13 protein-coding genes, 3 pseudogenes and 1 other annotated feature are annotated in these 13,634 nt (G+C 58.4%); of the genes and pseudogenes, 8 read left to right on the plus strand and 8 right to left on the minus strand.

Annotated elements, in window-relative coordinates; genetic code table 11:
• Positions 1 to 293 precede the first annotated feature (293 nt).
• A pseudogene (locus BMX61_RS22115) lies at positions 294 to 719 on the minus strand (transposase); the annotation flags it as partial.
• 52 nt (positions 720 to 771) lie between these two features.
• On the opposite strand from BMX61_RS22115, the pseudogene BMX61_RS22120 reads away from it, so the two are divergent.
• Positions 772 to 1,997 (plus strand): annotated as a pseudogene (locus tag BMX61_RS22120) (IS3 family transposase).
• Positions 1,053 to 1,169: a sequence feature (AL1L pseudoknot), on the plus strand. Its footprint overlaps the pseudogene before it by 117 nt.
• A gap of 73 nt (positions 1,998 to 2,070) precedes the next feature.
• Here BMX61_RS22120 and BMX61_RS25210 read toward each other — a convergent pair.
• The 4 genes and pseudogenes from BMX61_RS25210 to BMX61_RS22140 all read right to left on the minus strand — a co-directional run.
• Positions 2,071 to 2,268, minus strand: a pseudogene (locus tag BMX61_RS25210) (IS5/IS1182 family transposase); the annotation flags it as partial.
• 85 nt (positions 2,269 to 2,353) lie between these two features.
• Positions 2,354 to 3,193, minus strand: a complete 840-nt coding sequence (locus BMX61_RS22130; protein WP_075628048.1) for a hypothetical protein — start codon at positions 3,191 to 3,193, stop codon at positions 2,354 to 2,356.
• Positions 3,194 to 3,581: 388 nt separating this feature from the next.
• Positions 3,582 to 4,139 (minus strand): hypothetical protein, encoded by a 558-nt coding sequence (locus tag BMX61_RS22135; protein ID WP_075628047.1) that lies wholly within the window; start codon positions 4,137 to 4,139, stop codon positions 3,582 to 3,584.
• Positions 4,132 to 4,395, minus strand: a complete 264-nt coding sequence (locus BMX61_RS22140; protein ID WP_075628046.1) for a hypothetical protein — start codon at positions 4,393 to 4,395, stop codon at positions 4,132 to 4,134. Before BMX61_RS22140 ends, BMX61_RS22135 begins: the two co-directional genes overlap by 8 nt.
• 343 nt (positions 4,396 to 4,738) lie before the next feature.
• Between BMX61_RS22140 and BMX61_RS22145 the strand changes: the two genes are divergently transcribed.
• The 4 genes from BMX61_RS22145 (at position 4,739) to BMX61_RS22160 (ending at position 8,715) form a co-directional block, all read left to right on the plus strand.
• Positions 4,739 to 5,493 (plus strand): IS5 family transposase gene (locus BMX61_RS22145; RefSeq protein WP_092743025.1). Its coding sequence is split into 2 segments (ribosomal slippage): positions 4,739 to 5,072 and positions 5,072 to 5,493, totalling 756 coding nucleotides; the frame shifts between segments, so codons are not numbered across the junction.
• A 271-nt stretch (positions 5,494 to 5,764) separates the two neighbouring features.
• Positions 5,765 to 6,841, plus strand: coding sequence for a class I SAM-dependent methyltransferase (locus BMX61_RS22150; RefSeq protein ID WP_075628043.1), 1,077 nt, complete (start codon positions 5,765 to 5,767; stop codon positions 6,839 to 6,841).
• A 202-nt stretch (positions 6,842 to 7,043) separates the two neighbouring features.
• Positions 7,044 to 8,270, plus strand: coding sequence for a hypothetical protein (locus BMX61_RS22155; protein WP_075628042.1), 1,227 nt, complete (start codon positions 7,044 to 7,046; stop codon positions 8,268 to 8,270).
• 172 nt (positions 8,271 to 8,442) lie between these two features.
• Complete coding sequence (locus BMX61_RS22160; protein WP_075628041.1) at positions 8,443 to 8,715, plus strand: AbrB/MazE/SpoVT family DNA-binding domain-containing protein; 273 nt, start codon at positions 8,443 to 8,445, stop codon at positions 8,713 to 8,715.
• Between the two features lie 54 nt (positions 8,716 to 8,769).
• On the opposite strand, the gene BMX61_RS22165 is transcribed toward BMX61_RS22160, so the two are convergent.
• From BMX61_RS22165 to BMX61_RS22175, 3 genes are all read right to left on the minus strand, one after another.
• Positions 8,770 to 9,000, minus strand: coding sequence for a helix-turn-helix domain-containing protein (locus BMX61_RS22165; protein WP_234794785.1), 231 nt, complete (start codon positions 8,998 to 9,000; stop codon positions 8,770 to 8,772).
• An 85-nt stretch (positions 9,001 to 9,085) separates the two neighbouring features.
• Complete coding sequence (locus tag BMX61_RS25215; RefSeq protein WP_083639464.1) at positions 9,086 to 9,286, minus strand: type II toxin-antitoxin system RelE/ParE family toxin; 201 nt, start codon at positions 9,284 to 9,286, stop codon at positions 9,086 to 9,088.
• 402 nt (positions 9,287 to 9,688) lie between these two features.
• Positions 9,689 to 9,934 (minus strand): helix-turn-helix transcriptional regulator, encoded by a 246-nt coding sequence (locus tag BMX61_RS22175; protein WP_267890857.1) that lies wholly within the window; start codon positions 9,932 to 9,934, stop codon positions 9,689 to 9,691.
• A 131-nt stretch (positions 9,935 to 10,065) separates the two neighbouring features.
• Here BMX61_RS22175 and BMX61_RS25220 point away from each other — a divergent pair, with 131 nt between their 5' ends.
• From BMX61_RS25220 to BMX61_RS22190, 3 genes are all read left to right on the plus strand, one after another.
• Positions 10,066 to 10,737: a hypothetical protein gene (locus BMX61_RS25220; protein ID WP_075628039.1), complete on the plus strand. Its 672-nt coding sequence runs from the start codon at positions 10,066 to 10,068 to the stop codon at positions 10,735 to 10,737.
• A 345-nt stretch (positions 10,738 to 11,082) separates the two neighbouring features.
• A complete protein-coding gene (locus BMX61_RS22185) occupies positions 11,083 to 12,642 on the plus strand; it encodes an ABC transporter substrate-binding protein (protein ID WP_234794787.1) in 1,560 nt (519 codons plus the stop codon).
• 5 nt (positions 12,643 to 12,647) lie between these two features.
• A complete protein-coding gene (locus BMX61_RS22190) occupies positions 12,648 to 13,631 on the plus strand; it encodes an ABC transporter permease (RefSeq protein ID WP_075628037.1) in 984 nt (327 codons plus the stop codon).
• Positions 13,632 to 13,634: the final 3 nt, after the last annotated feature.

Raw genomic sequence — 13,634 nt, forward strand, 5'->3', positions numbered from 1 at the left:
CGTCGTCATAAGGTTGTATACGCGAATGGACGGCCAGCGTGGTCTCGCGGCAGCAACGTGACGTCAATCTGTCGCCCGATCCCGTTCTATAGATAACGGCGGTCGCGTCCGACTGTGCTTATGTCAGACCCATGGCGATGGGTCCAGCGGAATTGCCTTTTTGGTTGAGGTGGCCGTGACCGTTTCGGGTCAGAGGCTGTCATGGCAGCGATGCGTCGATGTCGTTGAAAAAGGCGCGCGGTAATCTTTCTCCGAGGTTTCCGTCGTTTGGACGTGCGGAGACGTATTCCCCTTCACGCCGGCTCTGGCGTAGGTGCCGGGAGAAACTTTGCGAGCTTCCGGAGGTCTAGGGCTGCGGCTGCGAGTTGGAACTCATCACGCGCTCCGTTTGGACCTCGTAATCGCAGGCGATCCAGTTTGAGGATGCGTTTGAGATGCGCAAAAAGCATCTCTACCTTTTTCCTCTGATGCCTCGACCTAAGATAGGCGTCGGTTTTGGCAATATCGCGCGCCATGTCGCGAGCGCCCTCATGGATGGAGCGTAATATTTTGCGCGCCGGAGCGTTCGGACAGCATGGAGGTTTTAAGGCGCAGGCATCGCAGTCGAACTTGCTGGCCCGATAGCGTACCATACCATCTTCATCGACCAGCGGAGGTTCGTTCTTGTAGGCAATCTGTCTCGAGCGTAACTCCTTACCACCAGGGCAGGTATAGAGATTGAACCGCGCCGAGTTTGCCGGAGGCTCCAACTTCTGAGAGAGTGTAGCCGATATGAGCGAGACAACGAACAAGTTTTCACTCGAAGTCCGCCAACGCGCCATCCGTATGGTGCTGGATCACGAGGCAGAGCACCCGTCGCGGTGGGCGGCCGTTTCATCTATTGCGGGCAAGATCGGTTGCTCGCCAGCCACGCTGCATGAATGGGTGAAGAAGACCGAGGTCGACAGCAGCAAACGAACAGGTTTGCCGAGCGACGCGGCCGAGAAGATGAAGGCTCTGGAGCAGGGGAACCGCGAGCTTCGTCAGGCCAACGAGCTTTTGCGCAAGGCATCTGCTTATTTCGCGATGTCGGAGCTCGACCGCCGCTTCAAACGATGATCTCGTTCATTGACGAACACAGTAGCGTGTTCGGGGTCGAGCCGATATGCAGTCTTTTGCCGATTGCCCCATCAACCTACTACGAGAATATCGCCAAGCGCTTGGATATGGACAGCCTGTCGGTTCGCGCCCGCAGCGATATCGGCATGAAGATCGAGATACGCCGGGTGTTCAATGAGAACCTCAAGCTCTAGGGGTGCGTAAAGTCTGGCGGCAGTTGCAGCGAGAAGGTTACGCCATCGCCCGCTGCATGGTCGCTCGGCTTATGAATTCGATGAGCCTGCAGGGGATCATTTGAGAAAAGCCGGTCCGCACGACATTCTCGGACAAGGCAGCCTCGAGCCCGCTTGACCAGGTAAACCGCCAGTTTAAAGCCCCAGCTCCAAGCAGGTGTAAGTTTCGGGCTTCACCTATGTCGCGAGCTGGCAGGGCTTCGTCTACGTTGCCTTTGTGGTCGACGTCTTTGCCCTACGCATCGTTGGCTGGCGGGCGAGCCGGACGGTACATGCGAGCTTTGTCCTCGACGCCCTTGAACAGGCAGTTCATGATCAGCGTCCCGTTCATGGCGGCGGGCTCGTGCACTATTCGGACAGGGGCGTTCAATACGTGTTCATCCGGTATTCCGAGCGGCTGGCAGAAGCTGACATTGAGCCGTCTGTCGGAAGTGTCGGCGACAGGTACGACAGTGCCCTCGCCGAAACGATCAACGGTCTCTCCAAAGCCGAGGTCATTCATCGGAGCAAACCATGGAGGAGCTTCGAAGCGGTGGAATTCGCCACTCGGGAATGGGTCGAGTGGTTCAACCACCGACGACTACTGGAGCCCATCGGCACATGTCGCCAGCCGAGGCTGAAGAACGCTCCTACGCCATGCTGGACGAAACGGCCATGGCTGCATAACACAAACCAAATGGCCTCCGGCAAACCCGGTGCAGTTCACAAAGAAGGTAGGGCCTATATGGGCATCGGTTCATTGAGCGGCTGGATCGGATAGAAAGATGAACTTCGGCGTCACAGGCGAGGCAGTACCAAAAGCCGCATCATCGAGAACCGACAGATACTCTTGAACTGAGCGGCCAGCGTCCTCATTGGCTTTCCATTCCGTGCCCGGTACCGAACGCTGCTTGTTGGCATCCGCTGTAATAAGGTTGGCATCGACTGCAAACCCTTTGCTGCAGAGATATTATGCGAGAAAAGAAGGACCTCAGCCTGGAGAAAGTTCTCGAGCACATTCATCACGAGCTGCTCACTGTCATTTAAGATCGCAGCGTCGCGGCGAGTTTCGAAGGAGAGACTGGTGCAACCGCTATATTCAAATGTCTATAAACATAGGTATCCCGTATGTCGTCGACCGGCATGGTTATCTGCTTCTCTGTGACGGCTATAAGATATCTAATCGAGCGCAACTCACGACCACCCAAAACTCCGTGGGCATAAGCGTCCGACTGAATTGCGGCATCGCGCAACTTAGAATCCGCTTCCACTTGGCTTTTCGCAACTTTCCACTCCGTCAGTACCAAACCCTCAGCGGCACGAGCAGCAACGACCTCATCGACTGGCTCATGCGACACCAAATCTGTCCTCGCAGCTCTCGAATGGGCTTTAAATGCGTAAATACCATGTTGCAGGAGGTGGGCTGCACCCAACGCCTCGCAAGCGGTCTCACTTGAACGAAACGCTGTCTGCCACCGATTTCGAACTGTATCATCGATCGCAATTGTCCACTGAAGGTGAAGTATTGCTCTTTCGGTCCGCGACGTTAAATCCAATTGACCATCATTCAACAATTGCGTGACCTCGGCCGCGAATGCTTGAAGAAGGACGAGTCCCTCCAAAAGAACGGTCGCTCGCATGTGCGGCTCGGCTTGATTCCGTGCAATAACTCGAAGACGACCCTGCCGCTCGAAGACGTCAAAGACGGACTTCGGAAGTGCCGGAAACCTCACCCACGCGAAATCCTCAGTCAGCACGACAATTTCTGCAAGTCGCTCGTGGAGCGACTTGTAAACAGAAGCGAGGTTCGTCTCTTGATGAGCTAATTCGTTTGCAAGTCGAGCGGAAGAAATAAGAGCGTCGATACGCGCTTTTACCACCATCCAGTCTTCTTTCAACGACATAACCACACCCGTTCGTGAAGGAACGCGTCGCGTGTACTATCGAGCGAGAGGAAAGTGCAATGTTCCGACCGGGTCTGCGCCGCCAAGGTGTGTTCCCGCGGGTCAGGATGATCCTGATCGGAGCCTACGGCAAGAGTTTTTCGAGTCTTGCTGATCCTGTAGGTCGTTTGCAGCATAACCGTCCTCGAGGGGGAGTCTCTCGCCAAATTTCAAGGTAAATTTCTGTCCAAGTCACTTGTCCGTCCCGCCGGGGGCGGGTCGGAGCACTCGATCAGGTTCGTGATCGTTGGCTAAGTCGCCTCCACTCGCCCGCGCCGTCATATCGCTCCATTGACCAACAGACCAGCGTAGCGCCTGAGCACGTCGTTTAGCCGGCTCGACGCTCCTCCGGTTCATCACGGTGATTCATATTCAGCGAAAACGGATCGAGAGCATTAATCGTGAGCTTCGCATTGATCCGACGCGCGCCTCGACCTGCTCGCAGCCAATTCGATGCAGGCTCCAGATCGAACCGCGGCCGGCGCTGTCCCTCCTTTGGCGCCATCGCCTTTTCAAGGCTGTCGGCAAGTTCATCGACTCGATAGAGCCCGCCCTGACTCGGCGGGGGCATCTCCCGCTGCTGGAGAGCCTGTCGTTTGACATGCAGCTTCTTCGCCACGTCGGCGAGGCTGACTAAGTCGGGGCGAACCTCTCGAAGCTGCGTGCCAGCCGGAAAATGCTTCAGCAGCATGGCCGCGACCGCCAGGATCGCGCTTTCAGCGTCGTCTCCTTCGGCCTCGAGTTCAACAGCTACCAGTCCGGCGATACCTGTGCCGACCAGGGCGTCCTCAAAACCAGCCTCGAAGACACAATCCGACAGTTTGAACGGATCGTGGTCTCCCTCGGGCAAAGCGAAAACCACTTCGAATTCGAATTGCTCAGCCATCGTCTTCGCCTTCTTCATCAAGCTTGGTGCAGGCCAAAGCCTTCTGGCGCAATCGCTTGGCGTGCTGTTCAGGATTCTTCGGGGTGGACCAGACGGACATCTGGCAAAATTCACCGCAGCGGCAATTCTTACTGTTCATTGGGCAACGAAGGATGCCCCAGGCATGTCCTTTGCCCTCGATGACCTCCCAGCCACGTGCTTCGAGCTCCTTGAGGACGCTTTCGATTTCCTTCGACGTGTGCCTGCTCCGAGCCAAGATGGTCTCCCCCTCCTAATTTGTCAAGTGACAAGTTACAGTCCGCGACGGCGTGCGGAGATGGCGCGTGTTGATATCCCGCCTCCAGTGTCACAGCGTATCAGCTGCACGTCTTTAACCGCGCTCGACTGCCCCGCAGATGTGTTACACCTCGATGAAGCATCCACGGCTCAAACGCAATTAGATCTAGCAGCCGCCTCATCACCGCGTTTCCGAGTGATTTTCGCCAGCATTCTCGAAAGCTGTCTCGATGGCGTCGAGGACCACTGGGGTCGTTGACCTAGGCTCAGGACCTAATAATTTGGTTTGAGATGTGATTCACGGTTTGCGAAAGGAGACCGTGATGAGTGATGTGTTTCTGCTGAGCGAGCGCCAGATGGCTCGGATTTCACCCTTCTTTCCGCTGGCACACGGTGTTCCCCGCGTCGATGATCGCCGTGTCGTCAGCGGCATCGTCACCGTCATCAAGCATGGCCTGCAATGGAAGGATGCGCCCAAGGATTATGGACCGCACAAGACGCTCTATAACCGTTTCATCCGCTGGAGCCGCCTCGGCGTCTTCGACCGCATCTTCGCGGCACTCGCCGGTGAAGGGCCCAAGCCCGAGCGCCTCATGATCGACGCAACGCACCTCAAAGCGCATCGCACGGCAGCGAGCCTGCTCAAAAAGGGGCTGTTCCCCGCCGTATCGGGCGAAGCAAAGGTGGGCTGAACTCCAAACTGCACACCGTCTGCGATAGCGAGGGACGCCCGATCATCATGCTGCTCAGTGAAGGCCAAATGAGCGACCACAAAGGTGCTCACCTCCTGCTCAAGAGCCTGCCGCCGGCCAAAACGCTGATTGCCGACCGTGGCTACGACAGCAAGACCTTTCGCGAAGGCTTGCAGGAAAAGGGTATCGAGCCCTGCATTCCATCGAGCCGCAGCAGAAAGGTGCCCTATCCATACGACAAGGCACTCTATCGCAAGCGCCACAAGGTCGAGAACCTCTTCGCCAAGCTCAAGGACTGGCGTCGCATCGCAACCCGCTACGACCGATGCGCGCATACCTTCTTCTCAGCCATCTGCATCGCCGCAACCGTCATCTTCTGGCTGTGATTTATGAGCCCTGAGCCTAGTGGTCTATCCGCTTTGCCAGGTCAAAACCACACTACAAACAGCCACGGCCCTCGCTCAATGCGCGGGCTGAAGAGGTTTTGCTATCCTCCTCGCCAATTTCGATATGGCGATTTTGACAGATTGTGAGAGATCGCTCTGCTGGCAACAATAAGCAAATTCTAAAGCTGTCTGGAAGGACGAGGTCCGAAAGTGGTTTTCCGCTGGCGGAGACATCGTCGGTGGCGGCTGCCTCGTGCGCCAGGATCTGCTTATGTCGGATAATCCGTCGATCGAGAGATGGAAGCGTGCCCCACGCCTCAACGCCTTTGCCGCCTTCTTTGAGGAAGCGGCCAGCGGGCGGACTGGCAGGCCAGACCTTGGAGAGGTTATGCCTGACATCAACATGCTTGGTGCTGATATCGAATGCCTGACCTTCCTGGACAGTCAGAGTCGCTTATGGGTGCCGTTCGACAGCCATTATTTCGCGAGCATCCCCTTCCGGTTGGAGGAGGAGGCGCGATTGGGCACTGCCATCCTGGCTTACTGCGAACATGTGTGGGCGCACGAAAAGCGTCCTGCCTTGTTCTACACTTTAGGCGCTGGACCAGGCCGGCTTGCGAGAACCCTGGCGAGGATCGGTGACGGACGCATTCGTTCCCTCAACTGCAGCCCGACGTCAGCAAACCGTCTTAGTTTCGAGGCGAACAGGGGGAGCGAGCATGCGCACTTCTTCCTGGGCCCGTTCTTCATGCTGGATGAGGCGCGCTATGCGACTGACGAGTCCCTGCGATCGTTTCGCGGCGGCTTCGACATCCTGATGGAAGATACGACGTTCCAGATGTACGGCACGGACCGTGAGGCGCAGCTCGCCTTTATCGCGCCACGGATACGAGCCGACGGGCTATTGATCCAGGTTCAAAAAATGGCGCACCGCGATCGCCTTGTCTACGACTGCCGTGAGCGGCAGAAGGATGATCAGTTCAAATCGAGGTATTTCTCGAGAGGACAAATCGATGCGAAAAAGCGGGAAATTCTCGAGACCATGCGAAGCTGCGAAGTGGATCTCGAGACGTCGATCTCGGCGCTCGCGTCGTTTTTTCGCTTCTCCGCCGTCACCTGGAACAGCGGGAATTTCTACACGATCCTCTCTTCGCATTCGATCGATGCACTGTCCGGTCTCCTGCAGTTCATGTTTCAGCCCGCGATACCTGAAAGCTTCTGCTATGAGAAGCTGCCACGCTTGTGGATGAACGGCGCCGAGATCTCTGTGCCGGAGAAGTGGAGCTGGCGTCAGCCGAAGCCATGCATTTTCGCCTCGCAATCATCAAGCTTCGCTCATCATGGCTGAGCATAACGCGGCGAGAGAATCGGCCGACGCAGCTGAACCGAGGTGGCAAGGCGAGCGCCCGGATGCGGAAAGCGTCAGGGCCTCACTGACTTCGCTGATTCCATATCTCAGCTCCTTCTGGCACCGGCCACTTGGAGATTATGCGACAGCTGTCTACAGCGTCGACGCCAGGCTTTCCTCTTCTAGCGCAAGAGATGAGGCTATGCTGAGGCTCCAGCGTTGGATTGCTCGTCTGGCGCGTCGAAACGGGGCGACTGAGCAAAGCGCCAACGAGGCAGCGCGGCAGTTCTCGACGGCACCGATCATTCAGACCGGGCCGCATTGTCATCTGCTGGTCGAGCCCGATGCCTTCTACACACACCTGTTCAGCTTGATCGGCATCACGGCTCGGGAGCTGCGATGGCATGTCTGGTATAGCGCATCGACGGTCAAATTCATCGAGCGGCCACGGAAGGGGCCAGGATGGCTGACGCTGGATGGTGATCTCGTCAACGTCTTCGGTCTGCCCCGCAGCCGGCTGGACTCGTTCAATATTTGCGGGACCAATGGACCCTATCGGTTTGCCTTGTCTACGCATGGTAGCGTTACGCACGTGAACAGCATGGCAGAACGTCTCAAGGCACTCCTGCCCAGCCTAGCGTATCAATCGGCTGCCGACGCTATCAAAGCGGCGAACGCTGCACTCTGGAAAAGATGGTTTCCACCTGATGTCGAACTCCTGCAGGTCGACGACGGCGATGTCGGTGATCTTCTCGCCAATCACCTGAGCGACGATGGATCCTGGCTCAGCCAGCGCTTCGTCCTTGGCGGCGTTGCCGTGGAGGTGCTGCGGGTTGTCGAGGAACTCGATCAAGGACCGTGGACGGGATGGATACGGCGCACGACGGATCTGTTCTGGGCGCTTGAGCGCGGACGGCTCTATCCGTTGCGCCTTCAAGGCCAATCCCTTGTCGGCGACGGTGGTCACGCAAGCGGCGTGGCGTTCTCCCCGATGGCGCTCGCGGAAGCTCTGCGTCAACGGCGGATCGTTCCAAGCCTTCTGGTGACCTTTATCGTCCTGTCCATCTTGCCAGGCGCGCGCGTTCTCGGCGGCTGCCGCCAAACGGTCTACTATCCCCTTATGCGCTACGTGTTCGCCCGCGCGCTCGAGAAGATGGACGAGCGCGATGTTCTGGTCTCGTTGCGCGCTGATGTTCGGTTAGGGATGTGGGGCCATCGCGTGTTAACGCCTATGAACGGACAACCTTTTGCCGAACTCGAACAGTTAGGCAATGTGTTGGAGCTGTTGCCGGAATACGAGGGCAAAACCCTGCATCGGGCCTGCGGGAAGCTCGCCAGCTTTACCGGCGATCCCATCTGGGCCGGCATGAGGCAACATATTGCATCCGGCGAGGTCCGTCCGGCCTCACGCGAATGGCAGTGGGCCTGATCCGCTTAAAGGATTTGGGTGTGTTCAGCCAAAGATCGGTCCGGCCCCTGAAGACCAGTCTCCTGTGGCACTACTTGAGACCTGTCTTGTCGATCCAGTGCTTCAAGCCTTGTGCCTTGACGCCGCTCATGGCGCTTCATATCCATGCCTCAAATCGGTGAGGAGAGGTCTCGTGGCCGTGACAATCTTGACTTCGAAGGGTCAAATCACCATCCCGCAAAAAATCAGGAACGACATGGGGCTCACGGCTGGGGACCGCATCGCATTCGTTCGAATGGCGGAAGGACATTATTCCCTTGTTCCGTTGACGCGCTCGATCAAGAGCCTCAAGGGAATTGTGCCGGTTTCCAACCGCATGGTGAGCATTGACTATATGCAGGAGGCAATTGCAGCCGCAGCCACTGAAGCCGTTCATCCGGTGCCGTCTGTCTCAAAGCAGGCATGATCCCGTTACAGGTCATCATCATTCAAGTGCAGAGTTCACCATCCACTTTCCGTTCTAACGACGGTTAGAAATATCGCTGAAAATCTTGCTCTTGATGGCATGTCCGTTGAGACGCGCAACAATCTCCGGTTCGCCGCCGATGGCTTCGATAAAGCGACGGAGCGTGCCGACATACATGTCAGCGCGCTTCTCGGACTTGGCTACGGAGCCCTGCGTCGGTTGGAGCGTCTGACCGATCTCCTCCTGTGAGAGCTGCATCGCGCGCCGCGCTTCGGCTAGGTCCATCTCCGCGTCAAAGCGTTCGCTTTCGACGTTTGCCTCGGCCTATGGCTCTCGAGAAATGCGAAGCCGCAGATCTGCAAATTTATGTCTACCGGCCACAGCCTTTCTCCTTTTCCAACTCGCGCAGATGTCCGTCATAAAGAGCGTCGGCGATCGGGATCATTAGGTCATAGAGACGCTTGTCGCCCGTCTTGTCTCCACCGAGCAGCAAGATTGCCGCTCGGCTAGGATCGAACGCATAGAACACCCAGAGTGGCCTGCCGCCGCTCTGCACGCGCAGTTCCCGCATATGCACATGACGCGAGCCGGCGATGCCGCTGGACTAGGGATGTGACAGGCTAGGGCCGCGCTGTTCTAGCTTTCGCACACGGACATCAATGCTGATCTGATTAGGCCGTTCGATGGTGCGTGGAAATCGGCGTCATCCGAGCTCCGAAAAGCAGATGCCGACTCCGCCCACGTTCGCAGAGGTCAATTCGACGTCAGCTTCTTCGAGACTTTTGCGCATAACGTTCAAATTCGCCACGGTCACAAATGGTAATCCTTCGTCGGGCTCGGCTCGCGGCACGGTCGAAACTCTAGAACCTGCTTCTTTCTCAGCAATCCACGTATCAAGGCTCGATCTGCGCAAATCTCGACTTCCGTCAAATGGCCGTTGTTGCTCATTTCCCGATCGCTTACGGCTTCGTTTTTAGCCCGGCTTGCGAAACCGGATGCCGACCCCGCCACCGTTCTCCGGAATGAATGCGATGCCGGCTGCTTCAAACGCTGTTATGATACTGAGAAGATTATTATCAATTGGGATGTGAGCGCCACGTTCAAAGTCTGCGATGGTTTGCCGAGAAACGTTGGCAGCTTCAGCGAGGGCTGTTTGACTCCAACCCAACATCGCTCTCGCACCACGGCACTGCTCAACGGTTAGAGTTCCTTTATTCATAAACACCCAATGCAAACAAATTGATTGACATCTATCATTCCGTAGAGGAAATTCACTTCATTCGTCGGTCATGCAGGTGGTGGCACACCTGCATGACCTGACCACAATCAAGCTGTTAGGGAGCTCGGATCATGGCTGATTCCGACAATAGCAGAACTTTGTCTTCCGGCATCCAGAGAAACCTGTTCTCCCTTGCGGCAACGTTTCTAACGGCGGCGCTGGAGGAGCGAACGCGTGCGAATGCCGCCGGCGTCGACCCTGTGCTCCGGCTCTGGCACGCATGGGTCACCGCCTTTGACGATTATGCGCGGCTCACCCATGTGCAGCAGCGCATCGAGCGGGAGATGGTTCGCACGATCGGCTTTCCAAAGGTGAGCGTCCCGGTTGCCGAGACGGCGGGGTCCGTCCTGGCGAACAGCGAGGCGGAGATCGACGCGCTCCTGCCGGGGGATGACCGGGAAGGGGAGCGGGCGGCACTGAAGCGGGACTTGGCGGCACAGGTCGCCGCCTGGACGATGGCTGACGAGGCCGAAGGCTTCAGCCACGCCAAGGCGCGGGCAGGCGATGCCGCGAAGCGTGAGGCCGAGCTCGTGAAGCTGCTATGGGTGACGCGGGCTCAGTCTATCCTTGGGATCATGGCCAAGACGCATGCCGTCCTTCGGCATGGCGAGCCGGGGCCTGGGTTCGGCTTTCCCTGGAGTCCGCTGCGCGGCATCCTCGCCGATTTCCTTGTTTTGAACGGCGTGTCTGTCGAGGATCTTTCGCCAGGGGAGGAGGGTCGGACAGAAGTTCGGCTGCGGTAACGCCAAGCGCCTGGGCAATGTCGCAGATCGTATGGAGCCGCGGCTGGGAGGTGCCTCTCTCGTGATTGCTGACGGCTGCGCGGTGCAGCTGCGCGCTCGCCCATCTCCACCTGCGACCCGCCGAGAGCGGCCCGCCGACCAATCAGATTTCTTCGGAAATTATCGCGGTTCTCCATTCCAACATTGTTGCCTAATGTAGAGTATATCACTACAGAGTATACTCTGATACGCGCGGAGCCTTGGGATGGGATGGCAGGCTTGCCGCGCGCCTTGTCACGCATCGCATGCCTATAGGAAGGGGATAGGACTTTGCAAAAATCCAGTCATTTGAAAACGATACGCCTCATTGCCCTGTTGGGTGGGATAGCCTCGGCCGCCTTTTTTACCTCGCCAGTCGCCGCGCAGGAGCTACGTGTCGCGACATCCTACAAGCTGATGACGCTCGATCCGCAGTTCGCTGACCTCAACGAGAACACGTCGCTGCTCTCCCACATCTACGAGCGGCTGGTCTATCAGGATGAGAGGCTGAACCCGGTGCCCGGTCTCGCTCTGTCCTGGAAGCGGCTTTCCGACACGCAATGGCAGTTCAAGCTGCGCGAAAACGTCCGCTTTCATGACAGATCGCCCTTCACAGCAGACGACGTCGTCTATTCGCTCGAGCGCGTGCGCAGCGTTCTCAAGCCGCCGAGCGGGAGCTTTCAGTCCTACACGCAGTCGATCAAGGCGGTTAGGGCTACCGATCCGCTGACCGTTCTGATCGAGACGACGGCGAGCGCGCCGGCTCTGCCGCTCGCGCTCTCCTCCATCTTCATCATGCCGCATCCTTCCTCCGGCTTTCGATCCACGGAGGAGTTGAACAGCGCAGCCGTCCCGCCGATCGGAACAGGGCCCTATAAATTCGCCAGCTGGCAGTCCGGCGAGCGGCTGAAGCTCACGCGCAACGACGACTATTGGGGCGGAAAGCCGGCTTGGTCCGAGGTCGATTTCCGGGTGATGGAAAGCCCCGCCGCCCGCGTCGCCGCCTTGACGACGGGCGAAGTCGATCTGGCCGACTCCCTGCCGGCGCGCGACGTCGCAACCCTGAAGCAACGCGGCGTCACGGTGGTCAGCGCCAGCGCCGCGCGCTCGAACTTCCTGCAATTCGATGTAGACCGCGATCCCTTGCCCGGTGTGACGGACAAGGCAGGCAAGCCGATCCCCAATCCGTTCAAGGACAAGCGGGTTCGCGAGGCCTTGTCGGTGGCAACCGACCGACCGCTCCTGTCTGACAAGATCCTGCTCGGCTATGGCACGGCTGCCGCGCAGCTTTTCCCGAATGGCCTGCCGGGCACGTCGGCAAAACTGGTGGCAACCCCGCCGGATTATGAGAAGGCCAAGGCACTGCTGGCAGAAGCCGGCCTCTCCGATGGTTTCAACGTCGTTCTGGCGGGACCGGCCGGGCGATATCCCGGCGACGCTGAATCGCTCCAGGCGATCGCGCAGAACTGGGCAAGGATCGGCGTGCGCGCGCAGCCCGTGGTCGCGCCCTTCTCGGTCTTCGCCACCAAGCGCTCGGCCGGTGAATATCCCCTTTGGTATGGTGGCTGCTCAGGCGATTCCGTTTCGCTCTGCCTCGACACCGTGCTGGCCTCGCCCAATGCAGAGCGCAAGACGGGCGCAAACAATTACGGCCGATACCGCAATCCCGCCTTCGACGATCTGCTGATGAAGGCGCAAGCCATTGAGGAAGGACCGGAGCGCAATGCCGCGCTGGCGGCCGCCACTGAGTTCGTCCTCGCCGACTATCCGATCGTGCCGCTCTACCATTTTCATCTGATTGCCGGGTACGGCAAGCATGTCAGCGCCTACAGCGTGCATCCGCGCGGCTGGACCACGGCCATGCAGGCCGTGCCCACGGGGGAGTAAGCGCGATGACGCTGTTCTCTGCTGTATTCGGACGGATGGGACAGGCGGTCGTCCTGCTGTTCGTCATGTCCCTGATCGGCTTTGTCGGCATCCATGCCGTTGGCAATCCGGTCTTCAATATCGTCAACGTCGAAACGGCGACGGTCGAGGATATCCAGCGGGCGACCATCGCTCTCGGTCTGGACCAGCCGATCTGGCGGCAATATCTGGTTTTCGCCGAAGATCTGCTGTCCGGCAATTTCGGCATCTCCTACGTCTATCACCTGCCGGCATTTTCCCTGGTGATGGAGAAGCTTCCGGCAACCTTGGAGCTGGCCGTTGTCGCCATGCTTCTGGCGGCAACACTCGGCGTGCTGATCGGGCTTGTCGCCGGCCGGCAGCCTGGAACGCGCCTGGACCGGACCATCCTGCGCGCCAGCGTTTTTGCGCTGAGCATCCCGTCTTTCTGGCTTAGCATGATGCTGATCCTGGGCGGCGCCATTCTTGCCGGCAGGTTTCCGTCCGGTGGGCGAGGGGCAACCGCGCGGCTGTTTGGCTCGGATTGGAGTGTCCTCACCGTCGACGGTTTGCGGCATCTCGTTCTTCCGGCGCTGGCGCTCGCCATCCCGAATATCGCACTGATCGCGCGTTTGACACGGGCAGGCACCATAGAGGTCGAAGGGCTGGATTTCATCCGGTTCTGCCGCGCCAAAGGCCTGTCGCCGCACCGCATCCTGCTCCGCCATACCCTGCCGAACATCAGCGTGCCGATCGTTACGATCATCGGCCTGCAGTTCGGCGGCATGCTGGCCTTCGCCGTGGTGGTCGAAACCATTTTCGCTTGGCCCGGCATCGGCAAGCTCTTGATCGACTCCATCCAGCTTTTGGACCGACCGGTCGTGATGGCGACGCTGACCTTCGTTTCCGTCGCCTTTGTCACCCTCAACGCGCTCGTCGACTTGTTCCAGGCGGTACTCGATCCGCGCGTGCGGCTGCCTCGGAAAGGATGATGC

Origin of the sequence: Xaviernesmea oryzae (genome assembly GCF_900109605.1) — a bacterium.
Taxonomy (GTDB): Bacteria; Pseudomonadota; Alphaproteobacteria; order Rhizobiales; family Rhizobiaceae; genus Xaviernesmea; species Xaviernesmea oryzae.